The organism is Rhizobium rosettiformans W3, from assembly GCF_004912135.1.
Lineage (GTDB): Bacteria > Pseudomonadota > Alphaproteobacteria > Rhizobiales > Rhizobiaceae > Allorhizobium > Allorhizobium rosettiformans.
This window is the reverse complement of the sequence record NZ_STGU01000003.1, coordinates 218,368-242,195: the sequence shown is the minus strand read 5'-3', so window position 1 is coordinate 242,195 and position 23,828 is coordinate 218,368. Positions and strand designations below refer to the sequence as shown.

The following is a 23,828-nucleotide window of genomic DNA, read 5'->3' as shown; positions in this document are numbered from 1 at the left end:
GTCTCCTCGTGTGGGTTCGAGGGTCAAACCGGTGAGCCATGGATGAGTTCCGAACAGATCCGGCCGGAACGGAAAGGGCCGGCATGACGCCGGCCCCGAGTGAACTTCTAATTTCAGGCCCGCCAGGCGGCGACCGCCTGCGGTTTCAGCACGCGCTCGCCCAACACCGGCTCGGCACCGGCAGGCAGCGCCCAGTCTTCCGTTCCGTAGTTGAAGGCAAAGACAAGATTGCCGCGGCGACGGATACGGATGAAGTCGGGCACGCGCAGCGTCGCAACGCCTGCCTTCTTGGTGGCCAGCTCCAGCACCTCGGCCAGCAGATCGGCATCGGCCCAGCAGGCGAGATAGAGCACATTGCCCTTTTCGGTCAGTGCCGGATCGCCATTGTCGAAGGTGGCGAGCACCGAGGCCGAGGTCTCCAGATATTCGCGCCAACGGATCGCATGACCCGTAACCGCACCGGAGACGCCATCCGAGAGACCCGGACGTAGGGAGGAGACCTGAACGACACGATTGCCCGTGAGTGCGCCCAGCGGACCCGGCGGCAGGTTTTCCGGAATGCGGAAATTGCGGTCGCGAGAGCCTGTGCGTGCGCCGATAACCACAACGCCCTTGGCCTTCTCAAGCTCGGCGAGAACCGCTTCGGTGACTTCCGTCATGCAGGGCACGACGACCAGCGGATAACCCTCGAGCGACGCGCCCGGACGGACGAAATCGACGTTCAGGCCCAGATGGCGAAGCGCCTCGTACCAGCGGAAGCAGAGTTCTTCGTAGCGGAAATCCTTGCCCTGCGGCTGGATCATCGTCGACCAGTAGCTCTGATAGTCGAAGACCAGCGCGACAGGCGCCTGGCTCGTTTCGGGAAGTGCGCCAAGGGCGGCCAGTTCGTCCGACACCTGCATGGCTTCCTTGCCGCCCGGCGACCACTCGTCGAGGCCGGGCAGGTTCAGACCCGCATGCATCTGTTCCTGCGCAAACGGTGCCTGGCGCCAGCGGAAATAGCTGACGACATCAGCGCCATGCGCGAGCGCCTCCCAGGTCCACAGACGCACCATACCCGGCTTCGGCACGGGGTTCCACGGCGCCCAGTTCACTGGGCCCGGCTGCTGTTCCATCACCCAGAAGCGACCCTTGCCGACGGCACGGTAGAGATCGTGGTGATAGGGCGCGATATCGGGATGCGAGGTCTCGGCCCAGCGATTGCGTTCGTCTTCGGTGAAGGGGAACTTCTCAACGAAGCCGATCGGATAGCTGTCCCAGGAGGCAAGATCGAGATTGTCGCCGACCTTGAAGTGGTCGAAGTCGGACACGAAGCCCATGAAGTTATGGGTGACCCAGCGGTCAGGCGAATGCTTGCGGATGATCTCGCACTGCATCTTGTCATAGGCCGCGACCTGATCCGAATGGAAGCGCCAGAAGTCGAGACGGGTCGCCGGGTTCGGCTCGGTCACCGTCAGGTTGGGAAGCGCGACGTCGTCGAAGCTCGAAAGCTCCATCGACCAGAAGACCGAACCCCAGGCCTCGTTCAGCTGGTCCGTCGATTGGTAGCGCAGGCGCAGCCAGCGCTTGAAGCTCTTCAGATCCTCGGGCCCCCAGGAGAGCGTGGTATCATGACAGCCATATTCATTGTCCGTCTGCCAGCCTACGATGCCGGGATGCTCGCCATAACGTTCGGCGACGATCTCGACGATCCGCGCGCTCTCCTTCCACCAGGTTTCCGATGAGAAGGTGTAGTGACGCCGCGAGCCGAAGCCGCGCGGGCTGCCCTGTTCGTCATAGGGAATGATATCGGGGCATTCGTCCACCAGCCACTTGGGCGGGGTCGCGGTTGGCGTGCCGAGCACGACCTTCAGGCCCGCTTCATGCAGCACGTTGATCGCCCGGTCGAGCCATTCGAAGGTGAAGGTGTCGCGCGAGGGCTCCAAACGGGACCAGGCGAATTCGCCGATACGCACGAAGGAAATGCCGAGTTCGCGCATCCGGCGCGCGTCGGTTCGCCACCGGCTTTCGTCCCAGTGTTCCGGATAGTAGCAGACGCCCAGCATTATCGTGTCAGATCCCCATTGATGACGGCCTTGCCGTCCTTGTCGAACAGATGGCAGGCCTTGGCATTGATGCCGAGGCGCAGCGTCTGGCCGGGCTTCTCGCTGGCCAGACCATCGGCCTTCACCGCAAGCTCCGAGCCATCGGCAAGCGTGACGAAGAACAGCGTCTCCGAACCGAGATATTCGGCGAGTTTGACGGTCGCTTCGATGACGACATCGCCATGGCCGGTTGCGTCGATATGCTCGGGCCGCAGACCGAGGGTCAGGTCGCCGGCCGGAACGCTCGCGCCAAGCGTCGGGATCGAGATCTCCGCCCCGGGCAGGCGCACCACGGCAGCACCGTCGGCAGCCGTGGCCTGAACCTTCAGAAAATTCATCTTCGGCGAGCCGATGAAGCCGGCAACGAAGAGATTGTTCGGGCGGTGATAGAGTTCGAGCGGCGAACCGACCTGCTCGATCTTGCCGGCCGACAGCACGACGATTTTATCCGCCATGGTCATGGCCTCGACCTGGTCGTGGGTCACGTAGATCATCGTCGCCTTCAGATCCTGATGCAGCTTGGAAAGCTCGGTGCGCATCTGGACGCGCAGCGCGGCATCGAGGTTCGACAGCGGCTCGTCGAACAGGAAGACTTCCGGATTGCGCACGATCGCACGGCCGATCGCGACACGCTGGCGCTGTCCGCCGGAGAGCTGGCCGGGCTTGCGCTGCAGGAGCGGCTCGAGCTGCAGCATCTTCGCGGCAACGGCAGTGCGCTCCGCAATCAGAGCCTTGGGCTGACCGGTCATCTTCAGACCGAAGCCGATGTTCTCCTCGACCGTCATGTGCGGATAAAGCGCGTAAGACTGGAAGACCATGGCAACGCCGCGCTCGGAGGGGCCGATGCTGGTCATGTCCTGGCCACCGATCGCAAGCGAACCGGCGGTGATGTCTTCAAGGCCCGCAATCATGCGCAGAAGCGTGGACTTGCCGCAGCCGGAGGGGCCGACGAAGACGCAGAACTCGCCGTCCTTGACGTCGAGATCCACACCCTTGATGACGCTGAGCGCGCCGAACTGTTTCTTGACGCCACGCAGGCTCACGTCAGCCATGGGTCTTGCCTCCCTTGATCGGTTCGAGTTCGAGGAGAAGTGCGCTTTCGGGCATCAGCATCGGCAGCGGCAGGCCGGCAAGACCGGCACTGGAAAGCGCGAAACTGACACCGCCGGAAAGCAGCGCTTTCTGCCCCTCGGAGATACGGATGAATTGCGGTTCTGCCGGCAGCACGGTCTTGATCCGCCACTGGCCGCCAAACTGGGTCACGTGCTCGGGCAGACGCAGCGGTGCTGGCTGTTCGCCCACCATCTGCGGCCCCTGAGCGACGATCACCACGATCTTCTCGTCCGAAGCCGCACCCCAGACATAGCGACCGTCGATCGGCTCCATGCGGAAATTGGCGCCCGGCGCATGGAAGAGATCGCGCAGCCGCTTGTAGGTCTCGATATAGACCTTGAGCTCGTCGCGCTCCGCATCGGTCAGTTCGAGCGGGTTGAGCTCCACACCGAGATGATAGGCAATGGCCACCAAGGCCCGGAAAGCAAGCGTGTGCCGACGACCGGTCTGATGGTTCGGCGAGGCCGAGATATGGCTGCCGAGAATTTCCGGCGGCACGAAGACGGACGCGCCACGCTGGATCTCCAGCCGCTCCAGCGCATCGGTGCAATCCGACGTCCAGACGCGATGGGTGCGCTTCAAGGCACCGTAGTCGATACGCCCGCCACCGGAAGCGCAGCTTTCGATTTCGACATCGGGATGGGCCGCACGAACACGGTCCATCAGCGCATAGACGGCGCGGGTCTGGGCTGATGTTTTCGCCTTGCCGTCGCGACCGGCCGCATGCGTCAGGTCGCGGTTCATGTCCCACTTGATGTAGGAGACGGCATGGTTCGACAGCACCGCGTCGATCTTGCCGAAGAGATAGTCGGAGACCTCCGGACGCGTCAGATCCAGCACCAGCTGGGTGCGTGATTCCAAGATAGGGCGACCCTCGATGGTCAGCGCCCAGTCGGGATGCGCCTTGTAGAGCTCGGACACCGGGTTCACCATCTCGGGCTCGAACCAGATGCCGAACTGCATGCCAAGCCCGGTCACGTGATCGACCAGCGGCTTCAGACCATCAGGGTATTTCCGTGCGTCGATGTCCCAGTCGCCAAGGCTGGTCGTGTCGTCGTCGCGCTTGCCGAACCAGCCATCGTCGAGCACGAAGCGCTCTATCCCGAGCTCTGCGGCCGCCGTCGCCTGAGCCTTCAGCGAGTCCATCTGATGGTCGAAGTAATTGCCTTCCCAGGTGTTGAGCGTCACCGGACGGGGGCTCATGCTGCCGCCCGGCCAGGTGGTCAACTCCTCGCGGACAAAGGCGTGGAAGTCTTCCGTATCGGCACCGGCATAGGCCGTCGGGCTCTCATAGCTTTCGCCCGGCGCAAGGATGATCTCACCCGGCTCGAACAGCTCTCCCAGATGCACGACGCGCTGGCCGTCGTCGGTCCGGTCGATCACCATCTGGTGGTTGCCGCTGAAACCGAGTGTCACGCCGAAGATCTGGGTTTCGCTTTCGATGAACAACATCGGGAAGCGGTCATGTGACGTGCGCCCACGACGGTTTTCCTGGATCCAGGTGCCATTGCCGAGAAGCTCGCGCCGCGTCTGGAACTCACGACCCCAGATGCCGGTGAAGCTCATCACCTGCAGGTCACCTGCGGGCGCCAGGAACGTGCCGGCCATGCAGCGATCGAGCTGATAATCACTGGCACCGGTATTGGTCAGCACCGTGGCCATGGAGATGAGGCCCGAGGCATGCGCCGTCAGCATGATCGCCAGCGAAAGACCCGCAATCACATCCACACCGGTCAACACCGTTTGGTTGCCATCTCGGCCAACAGTCCAGTCGCCAAACTGCGCGACGAAGTCGCGGCCGTTTCGGTGACCGGCAATCGCCGGCCAGCCGAAGAAGCCCATGCCGCCTGTCGGCAGTAGAACCGCTGACGGTACGGCGACGTCCATACCATTGACGCGACTCGACCGTTCGATCTCGAACAGCGGATCGGCTTCGACAGGTTCCGACCCGAAGGACAGGATCTCCGGCATTCCAATTTCCGGCAGTCGCAGGCTGAGCGCGAGCTGTCCAGAATCGATGGTGACAATCGTGCTCATCCCTTGGTCGCTCCGAGTGTGAGGCCAGCGATGAAGTGACGCTGCATCAGAAAAAACATGGCGACCGGCGGCAGGGCCGCGACGATCGAACCGGCGGAAACGAGATGCCAGGCGGCAACCCACTGGCCATTCAGCGAATAGAGGCCAGCAGTCACCGGCATGGCATGTTGGCCCTGCACCAAGACGGTCGCCCAGAAGTAGTCGTTCCAGACGAAGGTGAAGATCAGCACCGACAGAGCAGCGATTGCCGGGCGCATCAAGGGCAGCACGATGTAGCGGAAGATCCGCCATTCCGACACGCCTTCGACGCGGGCCGATTCGATCAGTGCAAAGGGCAGGCCCTTGATGAAATTGCGCATGAACAGCGTGCAGAAGCCGGTCTGGAAGGCGACATGGAAGAGCACGAGACCCATCGTCGTGTCGTAGAGACCGGCCCTCAGCGTCATGTCGCGGACCGGTACCATCAGGATCTGGAACGGGATAAAATTGCCGGCGACGAACATGAAGAACAGGACGAGATTGCCCTTGAACTTGTAGACCGCGAGCGCAAAGCCCGTGAGGCAGGAGAGCGCCACCGCGCCGATGACGGTCGGGATTGTCACCTTGAACGAGTTCAGGATGTAGTAGCCGATCGGCGAGTTGTTGAAGACCGCCGAATAGTTCTCGAAGCCGGCAAAGCCTGACGGGATCCCGAAGTAATTGCCGGCGGCGAGGTCGCCTGCCGGGCGAACCGACGTGATCGCAACGCCGATCAGCGGCAGCAGCCAGAGGAAGAGCGCAACCGGCAGCAGGATCTTGTAGGCCGTCTGCGCAAAGGGCGAGGCCTTCTGGATCGGAGTGGGGAACATCAGGCGTTCCTTTCCTGGGCGAGCATGCGGACGATGAAGAGCGAGATGAAGACCATCATGATGAGGAACAGCACGACAGCGATCGATGCGCCGTAGCCCATGCGGAACCCGTATTCCGAGAGCGCCTGCTCATACATGAAGTAGGAGAGCACCTGGCTGGAGCCGTAGGGCCCGCCGGCGGTCATGATGGATACGAGGTCGAAGGAGCGCAGCGAGCCGATGACGGTCACGACCATGGCGATGAAGGTGGCGGGTGCCAACTGCGGCAGGATCACATACCAGAGCAGCTTCAAACCCTTGGCGCCATCCATGCGCGCGGCTTCGACCTGCTCCGGATTGATGTTGTTGAGACCCGTCAGATAGAGGATCATGCAATAGGCCGTCTGCGGCCAGAGACCCGCAACGATAATGCCGTAGGTGACGTAGCGTTCCTCGGCCAGCACGGCGATCTGCTCGCCGAACAGCATCTCCGTGAGCTTGGCGAACAGGCCGAAATCCGGCGCATAGAACCAGGTGAACATCAGACCCACAACGACCTGGCTGATCACGAAGGGGAAGAAGAACAGGGATTTGTAGAGCCGGATCCCTGCGACGGTCTGGTTGAGGAAGAGGGCGACAGCGAGACCCGCCGGGATCGACAGCAGATAGAGCACCAGCCAGATGACGTTGTTGGAAAGCGACGTGTAGAAGGCATCGTCGTCAATGAGCTCGGCATAATTGCCGAAGCCGATCCAGGTCATGGCGCCGAGACCGTCCCAGTCGTGAAAGCTGATCCAGATCGACTCGAAGATCGGCACGAGCACGTAGATCAGGAACATCAGCATGCCGGGCGCCAGGAACAGGAAAGGCGCAAGCGTCTGCTGGTTTCGCTTCCAGAAACCGGACGACGAAGGAACGGTGTTGCTCATGGCGGCACCTCTGAAGGTCAAGGGAAACGGCAACCGGATGCCATGGGCCAAGGAGACCCACAGCACCCGGCGCAGGGAGCTCTTGTGTTTACTTGTGAACGCGGGCGCGAACCTTTTCGAGGCGCTCGAGGATCGCATCCAGGCGGTCAGGCTTGACCATGAATTCCTGGAAGCCTTCCATGCCGGCCTTCGCCATTTCGGCATTGGCATCGCGATCGTAGAACTGCGCGAGCGCATAGGCGTTCGACAGCATCTCGAAACCGGCATTGAGGAACGGATCCGCCGGCTTTTCAGCCTGGTTGTTGACCGGCAGCTGGCCGAGCGTGGCGTTCATCTTGGTCTGCGCTTCCGGCGAAGCCAGATAGGCGAGGAACTTCTTCGCATCTTCCTTGTTCTTCGCGCCTGACGGGATATGGAAGGTGTCGGTCGGCGCTTCCTCGGCCATCGGGATACCGGCCGTGATTTCGGGGAACTGCATGAAGCCGATCTGGTCTTCGGTCAGGCCACCGTCCTTCATGGTGGCAACGGCAAAGTTGCCCATCAGATACATGGCGGCCTTGCCCTGCACCATCTGCGGAATGGCATCCTGCCAGTCGATCGCGGCATGGTTTTCATTGAAGTAGCCGGCATTGACCAGCTCGCCCCACTTCTCGAACACGGCCTTCACGCGCGGATCGGTGTAGGGAACCTTGCCCGAGGTCAGCTCCATGTGGAACTCGTAACCGTTGACGCGCAGATTGAGATAATCGAACCAGCCGCCCGTCGGCCACAGGGCTTTGGTGCCGATGGTGATCGGCGTGATGCCAGCAGACTTCAGCTTCTCGCAGGCAGCCAGGAATTCGGCCCAGTTCTTCGGCGGCTCGATGCCCTGTTCGGCGAAGATGTCCTTACGGTAGTAGATGCCCCACTGGTAATAAGTGTAGGGCACGCCCCACTTCTTGCCATCGATGGTCATAGAGGCGGAAGCCGACTTCAGCTGGTCGTTCAGGCCATTGGCTTCCCAGACATCGGAAACGTCTTCGAACAGGCCCGCCTTGACGAAGGGCTCCATGCGGTTGCCGGCATACCAGGCGGCGACGTCAGGCGCATCGGCGGTCAGGAAGTTGCGGATGGCGGACTTGTAGCCTTCGTGGTCGAAGTTGTTCCACTTCACCGTGATATCAGGATTGGCCTTCTGGAAATCGGCGATCAATTCTTCCATCGCCTTTTTCGGCGCCGGATCGGAATGGTCGGAATTGAGAACGATTTCACCGGCGAACGCGGTAGACGACAGAAGGGTTGCACCCAGAGCAAAGCTGCTCAGGCTTTTGAAAAAGGTCATGTTTTCCTCCCTATGACCGTTATGCATCGCATTGCGGAGCTTGAAGCCCCGGATCCCACCGGAGCGGAATTCCCAGCTCTGCTTGATCATCCGATTCAAACCCGTAATAATCTACCGAGTTTTCACCGAACTTTTCCGGGATCCTAAGATTTGGAACATGTGAAGCCGCTGCTGGAGGACGAATCGGTCCCGGTTCACCCGGATCACGACCCACGCCACCCGCTGGTCATCTTCGGCGATCACCGCTTTTGTGCCGGCGAAAATCTGACGGTCCAGCGCATGGCGGGCCCGCACATGCACAGCCAGATCGAACTCAACTTCGTGCTGACAGGCCACATGACCTACTGGTTCGACGGCCGCGAACTGACGGTCGACGAAGGGCGCCTTTGCCTCTTCTGGGGCATGATCCCGCATCAGGTGATCGACCGGCAGGAGGGCACACGTTTCGTCTGCCTTTACGTGCCGATGTCGGTCTTCCTCGGCCTTGCAAACTTGAGCCGCTTTCGCGATGCCGTCTTTCGCGGCGCCATGATCGAAGCGCTCGAAATCCGCTCCTGGGATCGGGACATCTTCCAGCGCTGGCGTGAGGAACTCCTGGCCGGCGACGAGAACCTGACCGAGATCGTGCGCAACGAATTGACGGCGCGGGTTCTCAGGATCGAACGCGACGGCTGGCGGGATCTGCGCGAGGAAGGCTCGGCCATTGCGAGCTTCAGCGCCAATGACAGCGAACGCGTGGAACACATCGAACGCATGCTGCGCTTCATCGCCGAGCACGCACTGGACAGCATCTCCGCGGATGACGTCGGCAATGCGGTGGGTCTGCATCCGAACTATGCGATGTCGATCTTCAAGCGCGCCGTAGGCCATACGATCAACCAGGCGATCGTGCGCCATCGTCTCGACACGGCCCAATCGCTGCTGATTTCGACCGATCTGTCGATCACCGACGTCGCCTTCGAAAGCGGCTTTGGTTCGGTCTCCCGCTTCTATGAGGCCTTCAGCGAACGCTTCGTCGAAAAGCCAACCGCCTTCCGGCGGCGCATGCGCTCGAAAGGCCAGCCACCGGCCTGATGGCCGGCTTCAGCGATCGGCAATCGCCGAGAGCTTCGGCATGGCGACCCCGGGACACCAGTCCTTGAAACCGATGATCCGGCGGACGATCTTTTCCGCGTGATTGCCGGCAATGTCGCGCAGCCGGTGGTCGAGGGTGGGATTGCGGAAACGCTCGAGCGTGGTCGCGACATAGACTTCCGCCTCGTCGCCCAGACCATGTTGGCGAAATCCCGGAATGACCTCTTGTGCATAGATCGCCTCGAGCTCCGTGCGGATCGCGGCATCGGCAAGGATCTCTTTCACACATTCCGCCTCGGGTCGTGCGTCCTTCAGCCAGCGATCGGCCAGGACCGTATGACCGAGATTGAGGATGTGCAGTTTCAGCCGCTCGTAAGGCGTGAGATCATCGACCACCTTGATTGCGGGATGCTCGCAGGGGATCGTCAGCCCCGGCTGCCGCTCGATGGCCCAGAGCGCATAAGGCTCCGCCACCGCGCCTGCCGGCTCGATCGGCTCCGACACGATGCGATCGACGAGCGTATTGCCCCAGATGACCCGCTCCGAAAGCCAGGACACGAAGGTCGCGTCGGGAACATGGCGGCTCGCAAGGTCCACGATCAGATCCCGCAGCACCTCGCCATTCCGCGAGATGAGCTCGCAGGGCAATATCGTCAAGGGCATCGCGCCGCCGCGGAAGCGCGCGTGGAGAAGTGCCAGCAGTTTCATTGGAAAGGAGCGCGGGACCCCGTCGACGCTGTCCCCTTCGATCAAGGCATATCCCTTGTCTCCGGTATTGCTCAGCACAACTCTCGCCTCTTCGACGAAGACCCGCCTGACCTCGGCCCAGTCGCTGGAGGTCGAGAGCGATCGCGTTACCGATCGAACGCGCAGCTCCCGCTCGACCGGCCGCCCCTCCTCCAGCCCCCGTATGATCACCGGAAACCCTTCGGGCGCCGACAGGGCTCCGATGCGCCCGGCGCGCGCCGGATCACCCGACGTCTGCACCACAGTGATGGGTCCCAGTGCCTTTCCTGCCTCCATGGCCTCGCTGACGAAGAGGTCCGCATGTGCCTGGAGAAATCGGCTCGTGCCGAATTGCAGGATGGGCGTGCTCATGGTCAGGCGATCTCCTGGATGGATTGCAGCAATGTCTCTCGTGCGGACTTCAAATGTTGACGGCAGGCCTTCTCGATCTTGGCCGGATCCCGGGAGAACAGTGCCCGGATATAATCGAGATGCTCCTCCAGCGCCCGCTGGTTGCGCGCCCGCGCGTTCGTCTTGTTCCACTGATAGTGGTAGTGAAAGACGATCGAGATGATGTCGTAGAAATCGATGATGAAGCGGTTGCTCGAGGCCTTCTGGACGAGCAGGTGGAAGCGCTCGTCGAGCTCCGAAAACTCGGTATAGCGGTTGTCGATATCGGCCAGCAGCGCGTGATGCTGGGCTTCCACCGCCTTGAGCTCCGCCCAGGCCGGATGATCTTCTGCCAGATACACGAAGGCTGCTGCCGACCGCAGTTCGAACATCTCACGCACTTCGGTGAGTTCCAGCGCAAACTCACGGGTGAACCCCTTGAGCACCCAGTGGCTGTTGGGCCGCTTCTCGATCAGGCCGAAGCGGCTGAAACGGATGAGGAATTCCCGGACGCTGGTCGTGCCGATACCGATCTCGCGGGCAAGCTCCAGCTCGTTGATCTGCATGCCCGGCTGAGCCCCCCCGGCCAGGATCCGCCGCATGAAGCTGCGCTCGATGATCTCCGAGAGCGAGTTCGTTTCTTCGTCCGGAAAATAATCGGCCTGCTGCGGCCGGCGCAGCACGGTTTTCGAGCGCTTGTCCCAGGCAACGAGCCCCACATCGCCGAGTCGCGTTAAAACCGCGCGCACGGTCGTCCGGCTGACGCTGAGCAAACCGCCGAGCTCCGGCTCCGAGGGAAGCGTGTCCGTTTCCTCGATCAGCTTCAGCGTGCGGTTGTAGGCATCCTTGAAGACGGTGTTCTGCTTGGCCATGGCCCTGCCTGAATGTTTCTTGGTCTAGCGCGTCGGTCTTCTGCCTCTTGGCGCAAGACGCAGCCGCGCGCAATGAAAACCACCGATTGCGGTCTCCCTGCTTCCTTTGACGTTGAGCTTCTCCTCCCGCGCCCTCGTCGCGTAAATTGTTCTTTATCGATATCATACCCATTGACGAGCAACTGTCTATTGCCGATAAAAGACAAAACACAGGATCCGGTCTCGCCGGACGCATGGGAGAAACATCGGGTGTCGAAACCAGCCTGCATCCTGCTGTCGCAGGACGATAATGTTGCCGTGACCACTGTTGCGATCGAGGCGGGGCATGTCCTGCCCGGTGGCGCCGCAGCTTCGGCCAAGATCGATCCCGGCCACAAGGTCGCTGTCCGCGCCATTCATAAGGGCGAACCGGTCGTCAAATATGCCCAGGCGATCGGCCGCGCCACAACGGACATTGCCGCCGGCGACCACGTCCATTCCCACAACCTCGCCTTCGATGAAGACCGCCTCTCGGTCAGCGGACTAACAGCCCCCGAAGCCGCGACGGCAGCCGACAAGGGCCGTACCTTCATGGGTTATAGACGCGCCGATGGCCGCGCGGCCACCCGCAACTACATCGGCATCATCGCCAGCGTGAACTGTTCCACCACCGTCTGTCGGGCGATTGCGGATGCGGCCAACTGCACCATCCTGCCGCATTACGAGGGCATCGACGGCTTTGTGCCGATCGTCCACGATCAGGGCTGCGGCATGAGCTCGACCGGCGACGGCATGCGCACGCTGCACAGAACGATAGCCGGCTACACGAGACATGTGAATTTCGGCGGCGTGCTGATGGTCGGCCTCGGCTGCGAGGTCAACCAGCTGACGCTTTACGGCCAGAGCGGCGCCGGTGCTTCGAAACGTCACTTCAACATCCAGGACGCCGGCGGATCCCGCCGCGCCGTCGAGAACGCCCTTTCGATCCTGAAAGAGATCGCAGCCGAAGTCGGCACCATGCGCCGCGAACCGATCTCCGTCAGCGAGATCATCGTCGGCCTGCAATGCGGCGGTTCCGACGGCCTGTCCGGAATCACCGCCAATCCGGCGCTCGGCGTTGCCGTCGATATCTTGGCCGGTGCCGGTGGCACTGCGATCCTCTCCGAGACCTCGGAAATCTACGGCGCCGAACACCTCCTGCGCAGCCGCGCCGTCAACGAAGATGTCGCCGTCAAGCTCGACGGCCTGATCTCCTGGTGGGAGGCCTATGTCGCCCAGCACGGCGCCTCGCTCGACAACAATCCCTCGCCCGGCAACAAGAAGGGTGGCCTCACCACCATTCTCGAGAAGTCGCTTGGCGCGGTCGCCAAAGGCGGACGCTCGCCGCTGACCGCTGTCTACAATTACGCCGAGCGCGTCACCGAACACGGCCTCGTCTTCATGGACACGCCCGGCTACGACCCGGTCTCCGCGACCGGCCAGGTGGCCGGCGGCGCGAATGTCATTGCCTTCACCACTGGCCGCGGCTCCTGCTTCGGCTCTCGGCCTGTGCCCTCCATCAAGCTGACGAGTAACACCGCGCTCTACAAGTCGATGGAAGAGGACATGGACATCGACTGCGGCGTGATTGCCACGGGAGACGCCAGCGTCTCGGGACTGGGTCGCGACATCTTCGACCTGATCATCGAGACCGCCTCGGGCAAGAAGACCAAGAGCGAGCTCTTCGGCTACGGCGACAACGAATTCGTGCCGTGGCACCTCGGTGCCACGCTCTGACCTCGACAACAGGACAACGGATATCAGCATGAAGACTAGACGCATCGGCAAGACCGCCCTCGAAGTGACCGAATACTCCTTCGGCACGGCCCCACTCGGCGGCCTATACCGGCCCTGCCCCCGCGATGTCGGGATCGCCACGCTGCAGGCGGCCTGGGATCACGGCATCCGTTATTTCGACACCGCTCCCCATTACGGTTTTGGCCAGGCCGAGCGCTATGTCGGCGACTTCCTGCGCGACAAGCCGGAGGACAGCTATGTGCTCTCCACCAAGGTCGGCCGCCTGCTGGCACCCGTGCCGAAGGACCAGATCCCGAATGTCGGCTTCGTCGATCCGCTGCCCTTCAAGCTGGTCTACGACTACAGCTATGACGGCATCATGCGCTCGGTCGACTTCAGCTATGCGCGCCTCGGCCTGAACCGCATCGACATCCTCTATGTCCATGACATCGGCGTCTATACCCATGGCCGCGCCGTCAACGACCACTACGTCAAGCAGCTCCGCGACGGCGGGTACAAGGCCCTCGACCAGCTGAAATCCTCGGGCGCCATCAAGGCCTTCGGTCTCGGCGTCAACGAAGTCCCGGCCTGCCTGGAGATGATGGCCGACATCGATATCGACGTCATCCTCATGGCCGGCCGCTATTCGCTGCTCGATCGCTCCGCTGTCGAGGAACTGCTGCCGCTCTGCGAGAAGCGCGGCACCTCCATCACTGCCGGCGGCGTGTTCAACTCCGGCATCCTCGCGACGGGCGCCGTGCCCGGCGCCCATTTCGACTACACGCCGGCAACCGACGAGGTGCTCGCCAAGGTACGCGCCATGGAAGACCTGGCAAAGCAGGCCGGCAAGCCGCTCGCCCAGTTCGCCATGCAGTTCCCGTTGCATCATCCGGTCGTCGCCTCCGTCATCATCGGCACCGCGAGGCCCGAGAGCCTCAACCGCAATATGGCGCTGACCACGGAAGAACTGCCGGCCTCCGCCTTTGCACCCTTCGAGGCGCATACGCTGGTCGCACCGCCGCTCGGCGATGACGCGGTCCGGGAATAGGAGCAGACCATGCTGAAAGGCATTCACCCCCTGCTCGGTCCCGACCTCCTGCATGCCATCGCCACCATGGGCCACGGCGACGAGATCGTGATTGCCGACGGCAATTTCCCGGCCTCGACCATGGGCCCGCCGGTTATCCGGGCCGACGGCGTCGGCGCCGTCGAGATCCTCGAAGCAATCCTCGCCCACATGCCGCTGGACCAGTTCGTCGAGGATGCCGCCTGGCGCATGCAGGTCGTCGGCGATCCGCATGCCGTCCCGGAGATCTGTGCCGAGTTTCAAGCGATGATCACGAGGCTTGCGGGCGATTTCCAGCTCGAAAGCCTCGAGCGCTTCGCCTTCTACGAACGGGCGCAGACCGCGGCCTATATCGTCGCAACCACGGAATTGCGGATTTACGGCAACGTTATCCTGAAGAAGGGCGTCGTCTATCCCGAGGAAATCCACCGGGTCTGAAAAGGCCCGGAATGCCCTGAGAACAAGGGCGAAAGAGGTTCGGAGGAGACCGCTTTTGCCTGCTTGCAATCTCCAGAATGCTGGAGTAGCGTGCCTCGATAAAATGTTTTTTATCGATAAAGATCGTCCTGGTTGCGTTCTGCGGGCCGATCTAACCGGAGGAACAGGACGCGTTGAGAGGAGAACCCACAATGACCATTCTGAAGAGCATGACTCGCCGCGCCCTGATGGGGATCGCTGGCGCCGCAATGATGACATCGATGATGCCGGCCATGTCCTATGCCCAGGATGTGACCATCCCGATCATCGTCAAGGACACCACGTCCTTCTACTGGCAGATCGTGCTCGCCGGCGCCCGCCAGGCCGGCAAGGACCTCGGCGTGAACGTGCCGGAGCTGGGCGCTCAGTCCGAATCCGACATCAACGGCCAGATCAGCATCCTTGAAAACGCCGTCGCCGGCGGCCCGGCCGCCGTCGTCATCTCGCCGACCGAATTCAAGGCGCTCGGCAAGCCAATCGACGAAGCCGCGAAGTCCGTTCCGATCATCGGCATCGACTCGGGCGCAGACTCCCAGGCTTTCACATCGTTTCTGACCACCGACAACGTCCAGGGCGGCCGCATCGCCGCTGATGGTCTCGTTGCAGCGATCAAGGCGGCGACCGGCAAGGAAGAGGGCGAAGTCGCCATCATCACCAGCCTGCCGGGCGTCGGCTCGCTCGACCAGCGCCGCGAAGGCTTCCTCGACCAGATCAAGACCAAGTATCCGGGCATCCAGGTAACCGTCGACCGCTTCGCCGACGGCCAGGCAACCACCGGTCTGAACATGATGACCGACCTGATCACCGCCAACCCGAATATCGTTGGCGTCTTTGCATCGAACCTGATCATGGCGCAGGGCGTCGGCCAGGCGATCGCCGAAAACAAGCTCGGCGACAAGATCAAGGTCATCGGCTTCGACTCGGATGAAAAGACCGTCGGCTTCCTCAAGGAAGGCGTTCTCGCCGGCCTCGTCGTCCAGGATCCGTATCGCATGGGCTACGACGGCGTGAAGACCGCGCTCGCCGTGTCCAAGGGCGAGAAGGTCGAGACCTTCGTCGACACCGGCGCAAACCTGGTGACCCAGGCCAACATGGCGGACCCGAAGATCGACGCCCTTCTGAACCCGAAGGTCAACTGATCGAGACTTCGGCACGCGCGGCATCCGTCGCGCGTGCCGGACCGGAAACGGCAGGCGCGGGAGGCGTCGGCCGCTTTCATAGACTGACGGGAGGAATGACATGACTTCGCTGCACGATGTGAGCCACCGGCACGACAATCAGCCCGAGCTGATGGAAACCGACCGCATTCCGCCGGGAACGCCGATCCTCGAACTCGTCGGCCTGCAGAAGAAGTATGGCGCCGTCGAGGCCCTGAAGCCCGCGACCGTCACCTTCCTCGCCGGAGAAATTCACGCCATTGTCGGCGAAAACGGCGCCGGCAAATCCACCCTCATCAAGCTTCTGACCGGCGTTATTCCGCGCACCGCGGGCGAGATCCGCTGGTGCGGCAAGCCGGTTGCGCTTGCCACCCCGAACGAAGCGATCAATCGCGGCATCAACGCCGTTCACCAGGAAGTCGTGTTGTGCGCGCATCTCTCCGTCGCTGCCAACATGTTCCTCGGCGACGAGATGTCCTCGGGCGGCATCATGCGCCAGCGCGCCATGACGCAAGCCGCGCAAAACGTCCTCGACGACCTCGGCTTCAACCTGCCAGCCGGCGAAATCCTCGACAACCTCACGATCGGCCAGCAGCAGCTGGTGGCCACCGCCCGCGCCGCGATGCGCGGCATTCGCTTCCTGATCTTCGATGAACCGACGGCTTACCTGACACGTCAGGAATCCGCCCAGCTCTTCCGCCTGATCCGCCGTCTGCAGTCGGAAGGCGTGACCATCGTCTATATCAGCCACCGCATGGAAGAGGTCTTCGAACTGGCGGACCGCGTCTCGGTCCTGCGCGACGGCACCCATGTCGGCACCCGCCTGATCAGCGAGACGAACGATGCAGAGCTGATCTCGCTGATGATCAACCGTTCGATCGAGCAGACCTACCACAAGGAAAAGCTGCCGATCGGCGCGACCATACTCGAGACGAAAGGCCTGTCTGGGCCCGGCTTCTCGGATGTTTCGCTGACCGTCCGCTCCGGCGAGATCGTCGGTCTCTACGGCCTGATCGGCGCCGGCCGCAGTGAATTTGCGCTGGGCCTCTATGGTCGGCACAAGCCGACGGCCGGCGAGGTCTATTGGGACGGCAAGAAGGTCGTCATCGATACCGAGCGCAAGGCCATGGACCTCGGCATTGCGCTCGCCCCCGAAAGCCGCCGCGACCAGGGGCTGTGCCTCAACCTGCCGATCGGCCTCAACATCAACCTGCCGGTCTTTGGCCGCTTGAGCCGAGGGGTGACCATCAGCCCGAAGCTTGAAGCCAACAATGCCGACAAGCAGATCGACGACCTTAAGATCAAGACACCGACACGCGGGGTTCTGGCCTCTGCCATGTCTGGCGGCAACCAGCAGAAGATCGTCATCGGCAAATGGCTGAGCCATGGCGCTCGGCTCTTCATCTTCGACGAGCCGACCGTCGGCGTCGATGTCGGCACGAAGGCCGAGATCTACCGGCTCTTCGCCGAGCTGCTGAAGCAGGGAGCGGGCATCATCCTGATCTCGTCTTACCTGCCCGAGGTTTATGAACTGGCGGACCGGCTGCATGTCTTCCGCCAGGGCAGGCTGGTAGCAAGCCACGATTACCGGACCGCCTCGCACGAGGATGTGCTGACCGAGGCGATCGGCGTCTGAGACGAGATGCCCTGAAGAACAAGCGACATGAAAAGACGACTGGGAGGACACCAATGAGCACCGATAACACCGAGACCAAGGTCGCGCCGAAGAGGGGCATGAGCATCCTCTTCAGCCTCACGCTGCTCGGCCTCCTGCTCTTCCTCTGGCTACTACTCGGCTTTGCCACCAACAGCTTCTGGACGCCCAACAACATCAGCAACCTACTGCGCCAGGGCGCGATGACGGCAATCCTCGCCGTCGGGCAGACCTTTGTCATCATCACCGCGGGCATCGACCTCTCCGTGGGCGCCGTGGTCGGCTTTGCCAGCGTCATCATCGCCTGGTTGCTTGCAGCCGGCGTTCCGGTCTGGATCGCCATCATCCTGACGCTGCTGATGGGCGTCGCGATTGGCATGTTCCACGCCTTCGGCATCGTCCGCATGGGCCTGCCGCCCTTCATCATCACGCTCGCAACGCTCACCTCGCTGCGCGGCATCGGCCTCTTGATCACCAATGGCTCGACGATCTCGATCTCCAACGAGGCCTTCACCAACTTCGCCCGCGCCGACTTTCTCGGGGTCCCGAGCCTCTTCTGGATGGTCATCGTGGTGGCGATCCCAGCCTATGTCTTCCTGCACCTCAGCCGCTGGGGACGCTACCTCTTTGCAGTCGGCTCCAACAGCGAAGCCGCCCGCCTCTCCGGCGTCAACGTCACCCGCACGATCTACACCGCCTATATCCTGTCCTCGACCTGTGCTGCCTTCGTCGGGATCCTGCTTGCCTCGCGCATCGGGATCGGCAACGCCACCCAGGCTGAAGGCTGGGAACTGCAGGCGATCGCCTCCTCGGTCATCGGCGGTACCAGCCTGTTCGGCGCGGTCGGTTCGGTCCAGGGCCCGCTGCTCGGCGCCTTCATCCTGGCAACGATCAACAACGGCGCCAATCTGATGAACGTCAACTCCTTCTGGCAGCGCATTATCACCGGTGCTCTGATCATCCTGATCGTTTATTTCGACCAGCTGCGCCGCCGCGGCAGCCGCTGATTTTTCCCAAGGTGGGGGATGTCGCGAATGGCATCCCCTTTTTTTTCGTCAAACCTTGCCGGGTCACCGAAAGGAACCAGCATGAAGGCCGCATTGTGTGTCGAACCGGGCCGATTGGACGTCGTCGATCGCGATCCCGCCCCCCACCCGAAACAGGGTGAGGCCCGGATCGCCATCAGCCATGTCGGGATCTGCGGGACGGACTACCATATCTTCGAAGGCAAACACCCCTTCCTCGAATATCCCCGCGTCATGGGCCACGAGATCTCGGCGACGGTCCGCGAAGCCGGCGAAGGTGTCGATCTCGCCGTTGGCACGAAGGTGATCGTCAATCCCTACATCGCCTGCGGCACCTGCATTGCCTGCCGCAAGGACAAGCCCAATTGCTGCACCAACATCCGCGTGCTCGGTGTGCATACCGATGGCGCCATGTGCGAGGAAATCACCGTTCCTGCCATCAACCTTTATCCCGCTGACGACCTGTCCCCGGAAGCCGCAGCCACCGTCGAATTTCTGGCCATCGGCGCCCATGCCGTGCGTCGTTCCCTGGCTCCCGCCGGATGCAGGGCACTGGTCATTGGGGCCGGCCCCATCGGCCTCGGCACGGCGATCTTCGCCCGCATCGCCGGCCACGAGGTCACCTTGCTCGACACCAGCCGCGAGCGCCTGTCGATGGCAGCGAACCGCCTCGGCTTCACATCGGGTCTTCTCGCCGATGAGGGCCTCGAGGCTGCGGTCGCGGACCTGACCGGGGGCGATGGCTTCGATGTCGTCTTCGACGCCACAGGCTACCGCGCCTCGATGGAACGCGCCTTCCGCTTCGTCGCCCATGGCGGTGCGCTCGTCCTGGTCAGCGTCGTGAAGGAGGACATCACCTTCTCCGATCCGGAATTCCACAAGCGCGAGATGATGCTGATCGGCAGCCGCAACGCGACCCGCGTCGATTTCGATCACGTGCGCAAGTCGATTGCGGACGGCCTGGTGCCGATCGACCAGCTGATCACCCATCGCACGACGCTGGCAGATCTTGCCACGGATCTGCCGCGCTGGGCGCGCGAAAAATCCGGCCTGATCAAGGCCCTGATCCAGATCGGCTGAAAACCAGACACGCAAAAGGCCCGAAGCTCTGCCTCGGGCCTTTTCAATTCGATGTTCCTGAGCTCAGGCCTTCTGCAGGAAGGCTGCGATCGCATCGACCTCGCCTTGCGAGACTTCATGCCCGCCCTGATGCAGAAAGGTCTCGACCGATGCCCCCTGCGCCTCGAAGTAGGCGATCAGACGCTCGGTGAGCGGCAGCGGGCAGATCGGGTCGCGCTGGCCGGCCGTGACAAGGGCCGAGAGGGTTTGAAGCCCCGCCTGCGCCGGCGGATCGAAGGGGATCAGCGGATGCATCAGCACCACACGATCGAAGAGATCGGGGGCTCCGAATAGGACCGAAGCCAGGATATTCGCGCCGTTCGAATAACCGAGCCCGTAGATCGGGCGATCCGGGTTCTGCGCCTTGTGAGCATGAATGAATGCTGCCATCTTCGCCGTCCTCTCGGCGAGGTCGGCCATGTCGTAAACGCCTTCGCCTGTGCGCTTGAAAAAGCGAGCGGCACCGTATTCCGACACGTCGCCGCGCGGCGAGACAATCCCCGCCTCGGGCAGGATTCGGTTGATGAGCCCCGGAAACTGATGTTCGTCTCCACCCGTCCCATGGAACGTGAAGACGAGCGGGGCATCGGCCTGCGGGGCCTGATGGAAATGAATGTAGCTGTCAGTGGACATGTTGGGATCTCCAAAGCAGCCGACGCCCATTGAGAGGGCGCCGGACCACTGGTACGGGATTAGTCCTTGATCGGCGGCAGATGGGCTTCGATCTGCGAGCGATACTGCTGGTAGCGAGTCGGCAGCTTCAGCGCCTCGCCGAGATGTGCGGTGTCTTCGTCGCGGTTAAAGCCCGGCTCGTTCGTCGCGATCTCAAACAGCACGCCGCCTGGCGTGCGGAAATAGATCGCCCAGAAGTAGTCACGGTCGATGACCGGCGTCACCTGGTAACCCGTATCGAGCAGCGCCTTGCGCACGTCGAGCTGGGCCGCCCGGTCTTCAACGGCAAAGGCCACGTGGTGGACCGACCCTGCACCCTGCATGGCGCGCGATGCGCCGGGCAAGACTTCCAGATCGATATAGTCCGCGCCATTGCCGCCGGGGACTGCGTAGCGCACGAACTCGCCCTGCTTGTCGACCGGCTGGTAGCCCATGAACTTCAGGAGTTCACCCGTGGCCCCTTCGTCGCGCAGCCGCATGGTCACGCCCCGGAAGCCATGAATGCCTTCGGAAACACCGACCGGACCACCGGCAAACGGCACGCGGCTGTCGCCGTCGACTTCGGCAAGGGCAAAGCCGTCACCATCGGGACCCGCAAAACGCAGGCGGTCTTCACCGAAGAGCGAATAGGAGCCGAGCTCCTTCACACCTTCCTTCGACAGGCGCTCCTGCCAGAAACCGAGCGTGCCCTTCGGCACGGAGAACACGGTTTCCGAAACCTCGCCGGCGCCGCGGCCACCCTTGCCCATATTGGCAAAGGGGAAATAGGTCATGACCGATCCGGCATTGCCGACTTCGTCGCCGTAGTAGAGGTGGTAGACATCGGGAGCGTCGAAATTGACGGTCTTCTTGACGCGGCGCAGGCCGAGCGTCTTCGTGAAGAAGTCATTGTTTTCCTGGGCATCCGCGGCCATCGAGGTAACGTGATGCAGGCCTTTGATCTCGGTAAGCATGGCTCTGATCCTTTCCCGGCACTCGCGCCGGTCTTGTTCTGTTGAACGGAATATGGGCCATGGCTTTTCCGTTGTGAACCGTTGTAATGTTGCGGATATTATTTCACTGGAGGCAATAATCTGATGGGCGAACTCGAAGCGATCAGAACCTTCCTGACAGTTGCAGATCAAAGCAGCTTCAGCGCCGCCGCCCGCTTGCTCGGCATGACCCCGGCGTCGGTGACCCGTACGGTCTCGGGCCTGGAGGAACAGCTCGGCGTCCAGCTGCTGTTGCGCACCACTCGCAAGGTGTCGCTCACCTCAGCGGGTGCGGCCTATGCAGCCCGCGTCGCGCCATTGGCGGAAGGCCTCGCCCGCGCGACGGAAGAAACCCGCGATCTGCAGAAGGTCACCGCCGGCTCGCTGCGTGTCTCGGCGCCGATGTCGCTCGGCATGAAAGTCCTGCCGACCGTCCTGTCGCAATTTGCAATCATCCACCCGCGCACCAGCGTGGCGATCGAACTCTCCGATCGCTTCGTCGATATCGTCCAGGAAAACTATGACCTCGCGATCCGCATTTCCGGACCTCCGACCGACAAGTCGACCATCTGGCGCAAGATCCGCCCCGTGCCCCGCCTTCTCGTCGCCGCGCCGTCCTTCCTGACGCGCCAAGGCACGCCGAAGGTGCCGGAGGATCTGACGACGCTGGAATGCCTGAGCTATCATGACCAGTCGAAGACCGAGACATGGGAACTGACACGATCGGGGCAGACGAGGACCGTGGAAGCGCGGGGACGCTTCGCCATCAACAACGGGGATTTCCTCTGCAAACTGGCCGTCGAGGGGGAGGGCATTGCGCTGCTTCCCCGCTTCATCGTGCAGGAGGAGCTGCAGAAAGGGGCGCTGGTCGAAGTCCTGCCGGGATGGTCAACGCCGGAAATCTGGCTGACGCTCTACTACCCGCCCTACGAACAGCTGCCGCTGAGGGTGGCAACCTTTTCGGATTTCTTTGAGGCCTTCATCAAGGAAAGCTGGGACGCAGGCCCCACGTCCTGACCGGCTTCAGCGGTCGCGCGTGAAAAACTCGCCGATCTCCTGAGCGATCTTGTCGGTCGCGATTGGCACCTCGACCTTCTTCACCTGCTCGAAAAGCGGTTCCGGAATGGCAGCCTTGCGCGCTTCGGCCAGCCCTTCGAAGAAACGCGGCGAAAACTCCGGATGCGGCTGGTAGGAAAGCCCCCAGTCACCATAGCGGATGACGGCATTCTCGCAGGCATCGGTCTTGCCCACGACTTCAGCTCCCTCGGGCACCTTGATCACCTGATCCTGATGCCAGGCAAGCAGCACCTGTTCTTCGCCCGTATCGGAGCGCTTGTAGGTGACGGGACCGGCAGACCAGCCGCCCTTGAACTTCTCGACATGACCGCCGAGCGCCTTGGCCATCACCTGATGCCCGAAGCAGATGCCGACCATCGGCACCTTGGCTGCATGCACCTGGCGGATGAAATCCTCGAGCTTGCGGATCCATTCATGGTCCTCGTAGACCCCGAACTTCGAGCCCGTCAGCAGCCAGCCATCGGCCTCGTTCGGGCTTTCCGGGAACTCGCCATCCACCACGAAGAAGCGCTTGAACGTGAAGTCGAATTTGCCGAGCAGCGCGGCAAACATGTCGGCATAATTGCCGTACTCATCCGTGAGTTCGGCGGGCGAGTGACCCGTGACGAGAATGCCGATGGTCTTGGTGGTCATGTGAGCTTCCTGCTAAACAGCAAAAGGCGGATTGGGCCCTTGCACTCCGTCTGACTATACCAAATGTTAGTTTGATCAAATTTCAAGAGGGTGAACGCCCGAAGCGCGAGATTCAGCGCTTGGGCGGCATCCGTCAGGACAAGGAATCCGGTCGAACCATGGCGATCGAGGAACGCAGGGCTGAAGAATCGCTGAAGCAGCGTGTCTATCGGACGTTGCGCGCCCGTGTCATGTCAGGCGCCGTCGCCCCCGGTCTGCCCATCACCATCAATGGGGTCGCCGACGATCTGGGCGTGAGCGCCATGCCGGTTCGCGAGGCCCTGCATCGGCTGGTGGCCGATGGAGCGCTCGAATATCTCGACAATCGCCGCGTCCGCGTACCGGAAATGACGCTCTCGAAATTCGAGGAGATCATCGCCGCGCGCACGGCGCTTGAAACGCTCGCAGCGATCCGCGCCCTGCCGCACATCGACGCCAAACGCCTCGCGCGGCTCCAGGCGATCGACACCGAGATAGACGAGGCCTATGCCGCAAACGATCTGTTGCGCTCGACGGAGCTCAATTTCCTCTTCCATCGCACCCTCTACGAACCGGGGGCGAGCGGCGTGCTGCTCGATCTGATGGAATCCGTCTGGCTGCGCCTCGGTCCCTTCATGCGCCTTGCCACCGCCAAGCTTGAGGACAGCTACCGCATAGACCGCCACGCCGAGGCGATGGAGGCGATCCGCAACAGCGACACCGCAGCACTTGCCAGAGCCATCGAAGCCGACATTCAGGACGGCGTCGGCCATCTCGGCCGGCATTTCCTGCGCGAGGAAGCCTCACCCCCGAAACGGGCCACAACCTGAT

General features: G+C 62.3%; 21 protein-coding genes. 10 read left to right on the top strand and 11 right to left on the bottom strand.

All coding sequences use genetic code 11. The annotated features are described in order from the left end of the window. Positions 1-113: 113 nt before the first annotated feature. The 6 genes from FAA86_RS07235 to FAA86_RS07210 all read right to left on the bottom strand — a co-directional run bounded on the left by FAA86_RS07235 (position 114) and on the right by FAA86_RS07210 (position 8,311). Positions 114-2,045 carry a beta-galactosidase gene (locus FAA86_RS07235; protein ID WP_136539370.1) on the bottom strand — a complete coding sequence of 644 codons (1,932 nt, stop codon included), beginning with the start codon at positions 2,043-2,045 and terminating at the stop codon, positions 114-116. Further along, the gene (locus tag FAA86_RS07230) at positions 2,045-3,136 is read right to left on the bottom strand and encodes an ABC transporter ATP-binding protein (RefSeq protein WP_136539368.1); all 1,092 of its coding nucleotides are present in this window, start codon (positions 3,134-3,136) and stop codon (positions 2,045-2,047) included. Before FAA86_RS07230 ends, FAA86_RS07235 begins: the two co-directional genes overlap by 1 nt. Beyond that, positions 3,129-5,234 carry an alpha-galactosidase gene (locus tag FAA86_RS07225; protein WP_136539366.1) on the bottom strand — a complete coding sequence of 702 codons (2,106 nt, stop codon included), beginning with the start codon at positions 5,232-5,234 and terminating at the stop codon, positions 3,129-3,131. The genes FAA86_RS07230 and FAA86_RS07225 overlap by 8 nt, the downstream gene beginning before the upstream one ends. Further along, the gene (locus FAA86_RS07220; protein ID WP_136539364.1) at positions 5,231-6,082 is read right to left on the bottom strand and encodes a carbohydrate ABC transporter permease; all 852 of its coding nucleotides are present in this window, start codon (positions 6,080-6,082) and stop codon (positions 5,231-5,233) included. The genes FAA86_RS07225 and FAA86_RS07220 overlap by 4 nt, the downstream gene beginning before the upstream one ends. Further along, the gene (locus tag FAA86_RS07215; RefSeq protein WP_136539362.1) at positions 6,082-6,990 is read right to left on the bottom strand and encodes a carbohydrate ABC transporter permease; all 909 of its coding nucleotides are present in this window, start codon (positions 6,988-6,990) and stop codon (positions 6,082-6,084) included. Before FAA86_RS07215 ends, FAA86_RS07220 begins: the two co-directional genes overlap by 1 nt. An 88-nt stretch (positions 6,991-7,078) precedes the next feature. Beyond that, positions 7,079-8,311 (bottom strand): ABC transporter substrate-binding protein, encoded by a 1,233-nt coding sequence (locus tag FAA86_RS07210; protein WP_136539360.1) that lies wholly within the window; start codon positions 8,309-8,311, stop codon positions 7,079-7,081. Positions 8,312-8,461: 150 nt separating this feature from the next. Here FAA86_RS07210 and FAA86_RS07205 point away from each other — a divergent pair, with 150 nt between their 5' ends. Then, positions 8,462-9,385 (top strand): helix-turn-helix domain-containing protein, encoded by a 924-nt coding sequence (locus FAA86_RS07205; protein ID WP_136539358.1) that lies wholly within the window; start codon positions 8,462-8,464, stop codon positions 9,383-9,385. A 9-nt stretch (positions 9,386-9,394) separates the two neighbouring features. Here FAA86_RS07205 and FAA86_RS07200 read toward each other — a convergent pair whose 3' ends face one another. Together FAA86_RS07200 and FAA86_RS07195 are read right to left on the bottom strand one after the other, a co-directional pair. Further along, positions 9,395-10,483: a mannitol dehydrogenase family protein gene (locus FAA86_RS07200; RefSeq protein WP_136539356.1), complete on the bottom strand. Its 1,089-nt coding sequence runs from the start codon at positions 10,481-10,483 to the stop codon at positions 9,395-9,397. A 2-nt stretch (positions 10,484-10,485) separates the two neighbouring features. Further along, positions 10,486-11,373, bottom strand: a complete 888-nt coding sequence (locus tag FAA86_RS07195) for a GntR family transcriptional regulator (RefSeq protein WP_136539354.1) — start codon at positions 11,371-11,373, stop codon at positions 10,486-10,488. Positions 11,374-11,622: 249 nt separating this feature from the next. Here FAA86_RS07195 and FAA86_RS07190 point away from each other — a divergent pair, with 249 nt between their 5' ends. The 7 genes from FAA86_RS07190 to FAA86_RS07160 all read left to right on the top strand — a co-directional run bounded on the left by FAA86_RS07190 (position 11,623) and on the right by FAA86_RS07160 (position 19,587). Further along, complete coding sequence (locus tag FAA86_RS07190; protein ID WP_136539352.1) at positions 11,623-13,128, top strand: UxaA family hydrolase; 1,506 nt, start codon at positions 11,623-11,625, stop codon at positions 13,126-13,128. A 28-nt stretch (positions 13,129-13,156) separates the two neighbouring features. Next, positions 13,157-14,176 (top strand): aldo/keto reductase, encoded by a 1,020-nt coding sequence (locus tag FAA86_RS07185; protein ID WP_136539350.1) that lies wholly within the window; start codon positions 13,157-13,159, stop codon positions 14,174-14,176. Between the two features lie 9 nt (positions 14,177-14,185). Next, on the top strand, positions 14,186-14,632 hold the full coding sequence (locus FAA86_RS07180; RefSeq protein WP_113459001.1) for an RbsD/FucU family protein: 447 nt from the start codon (positions 14,186-14,188) through the stop codon (positions 14,630-14,632). A gap of 191 nt (positions 14,633-14,823) precedes the next feature. After that, positions 14,824-15,810: an ABC transporter substrate-binding protein gene (locus FAA86_RS07175; protein ID WP_136539349.1), complete on the top strand. Its 987-nt coding sequence runs from the start codon at positions 14,824-14,826 to the stop codon at positions 15,808-15,810. Between the two features lie 100 nt (positions 15,811-15,910). Continuing rightward, entirely contained in the window at positions 15,911-17,464 is a 1,554-nt protein-coding gene (locus tag FAA86_RS07170) for a sugar ABC transporter ATP-binding protein (RefSeq protein WP_136539348.1), read from the top strand. Between the two features lie 53 nt (positions 17,465-17,517). Beyond that, complete coding sequence (locus FAA86_RS07165) at positions 17,518-18,489, top strand: ABC transporter permease (protein WP_136539347.1); 972 nt, start codon at positions 17,518-17,520, stop codon at positions 18,487-18,489. 81 nt (positions 18,490-18,570) lie between these two features. Next, a complete protein-coding gene (locus FAA86_RS07160; RefSeq protein ID WP_136539346.1) occupies positions 18,571-19,587 on the top strand; it encodes a zinc-binding alcohol dehydrogenase family protein in 1,017 nt (338 codons plus the stop codon). Between the two features lie 63 nt (positions 19,588-19,650). Here the strand turns inward: FAA86_RS07160 and FAA86_RS07155 are convergent, their stop codons facing one another. Both FAA86_RS07155 and FAA86_RS07150 read right to left on the bottom strand, forming a co-directional pair. Further along, positions 19,651-20,259, bottom strand: a complete 609-nt coding sequence (locus FAA86_RS07155; protein ID WP_136539345.1) for an alpha/beta hydrolase — start codon at positions 20,257-20,259, stop codon at positions 19,651-19,653. 59 nt (positions 20,260-20,318) lie between these two features. Beyond that, on the bottom strand, positions 20,319-21,251 hold the full coding sequence (locus FAA86_RS07150; protein ID WP_136539344.1) for a ring-cleaving dioxygenase: 933 nt from the start codon (positions 21,249-21,251) through the stop codon (positions 20,319-20,321). Between the two features lie 123 nt (positions 21,252-21,374). On the opposite strand from FAA86_RS07150, the gene FAA86_RS07145 reads away from it, so the two are divergent. Next, on the top strand, positions 21,375-22,286 hold the full coding sequence (locus FAA86_RS07145) for a LysR family transcriptional regulator (protein WP_136539343.1): 912 nt from the start codon (positions 21,375-21,377) through the stop codon (positions 22,284-22,286). Between the two features lie 6 nt (positions 22,287-22,292). Here FAA86_RS07145 and FAA86_RS07140 read toward each other — a convergent pair whose 3' ends face one another. Further along, entirely contained in the window at positions 22,293-22,979 is a 687-nt protein-coding gene (locus FAA86_RS07140; RefSeq protein WP_136539342.1) for a type 1 glutamine amidotransferase, read from the bottom strand. 71 nt (positions 22,980-23,050) lie between these two features. Here FAA86_RS07140 and FAA86_RS07135 point away from each other — a divergent pair, with 71 nt between their 5' ends. Then, the gene (locus FAA86_RS07135) at positions 23,051-23,827 is read left to right on the top strand and encodes a GntR family transcriptional regulator (RefSeq protein ID WP_246035016.1); all 777 of its coding nucleotides are present in this window, start codon (positions 23,051-23,053) and stop codon (positions 23,825-23,827) included. Position 23,828: the final 1 nt, after the last annotated feature.

Coding starts and splice junctions, on each gene's coding strand:
- FAA86_RS07235 (WP_136539370.1), bottom strand. CDS start 2,045: ATGCTGGGCGTCTGCTACTATCCGGAACACTGGGACGAAAGCCGGTGG.
- FAA86_RS07230 (WP_136539368.1), bottom strand. CDS start 3,136: ATGGCTGACGTGAGCCTGCGTGGCGTCAAGAAACAGTTCGGCGCGCTC.
- FAA86_RS07225 (WP_136539366.1), bottom strand. CDS start 5,234: ATGAGCACGATTGTCACCATCGATTCTGGACAGCTCGCGCTCAGCCTG.
- FAA86_RS07220 (WP_136539364.1), bottom strand. CDS start 6,082: ATGTTCCCCACTCCGATCCAGAAGGCCTCGCCCTTTGCGCAGACGGCC.
- FAA86_RS07215 (WP_136539362.1), bottom strand. CDS start 6,990: ATGAGCAACACCGTTCCTTCGTCGTCCGGTTTCTGGAAGCGAAACCAG.
- FAA86_RS07210 (WP_136539360.1), bottom strand. CDS start 8,311: ATGACCTTTTTCAAAAGCCTGAGCAGCTTTGCTCTGGGTGCAACCCTT.
- FAA86_RS07200 (WP_136539356.1), bottom strand. CDS start 10,483: ATGAGCACGCCCATCCTGCAATTCGGCACGAGCCGATTTCTCCAGGCA.
- FAA86_RS07195 (WP_136539354.1), bottom strand. CDS start 11,373: ATGGCCAAGCAGAACACCGTCTTCAAGGATGCCTACAACCGCACGCTG.
- FAA86_RS07185 (WP_136539350.1), top strand. CDS start 13,157: ATGAAGACTAGACGCATCGGCAAGACCGCCCTCGAAGTGACCGAATAC.
- FAA86_RS07180 (WP_113459001.1), top strand. CDS start 14,186: ATGCTGAAAGGCATTCACCCCCTGCTCGGTCCCGACCTCCTGCATGCC.
- FAA86_RS07175 (WP_136539349.1), top strand. CDS start 14,824: ATGACCATTCTGAAGAGCATGACTCGCCGCGCCCTGATGGGGATCGCT.
- FAA86_RS07170 (WP_136539348.1), top strand. CDS start 15,911: ATGACTTCGCTGCACGATGTGAGCCACCGGCACGACAATCAGCCCGAG.
- FAA86_RS07165 (WP_136539347.1), top strand. CDS start 17,518: ATGAGCACCGATAACACCGAGACCAAGGTCGCGCCGAAGAGGGGCATG.
- FAA86_RS07160 (WP_136539346.1), top strand. CDS start 18,571: ATGAAGGCCGCATTGTGTGTCGAACCGGGCCGATTGGACGTCGTCGAT.
- FAA86_RS07155 (WP_136539345.1), bottom strand. CDS start 20,259: ATGTCCACTGACAGCTACATTCATTTCCATCAGGCCCCGCAGGCCGAT.
- FAA86_RS07150 (WP_136539344.1), bottom strand. CDS start 21,251: ATGCTTACCGAGATCAAAGGCCTGCATCACGTTACCTCGATGGCCGCG.
- FAA86_RS07145 (WP_136539343.1), top strand. CDS start 21,375: ATGGGCGAACTCGAAGCGATCAGAACCTTCCTGACAGTTGCAGATCAA.
- FAA86_RS07140 (WP_136539342.1), bottom strand. CDS start 22,979: ATGACCACCAAGACCATCGGCATTCTCGTCACGGGTCACTCGCCCGCC.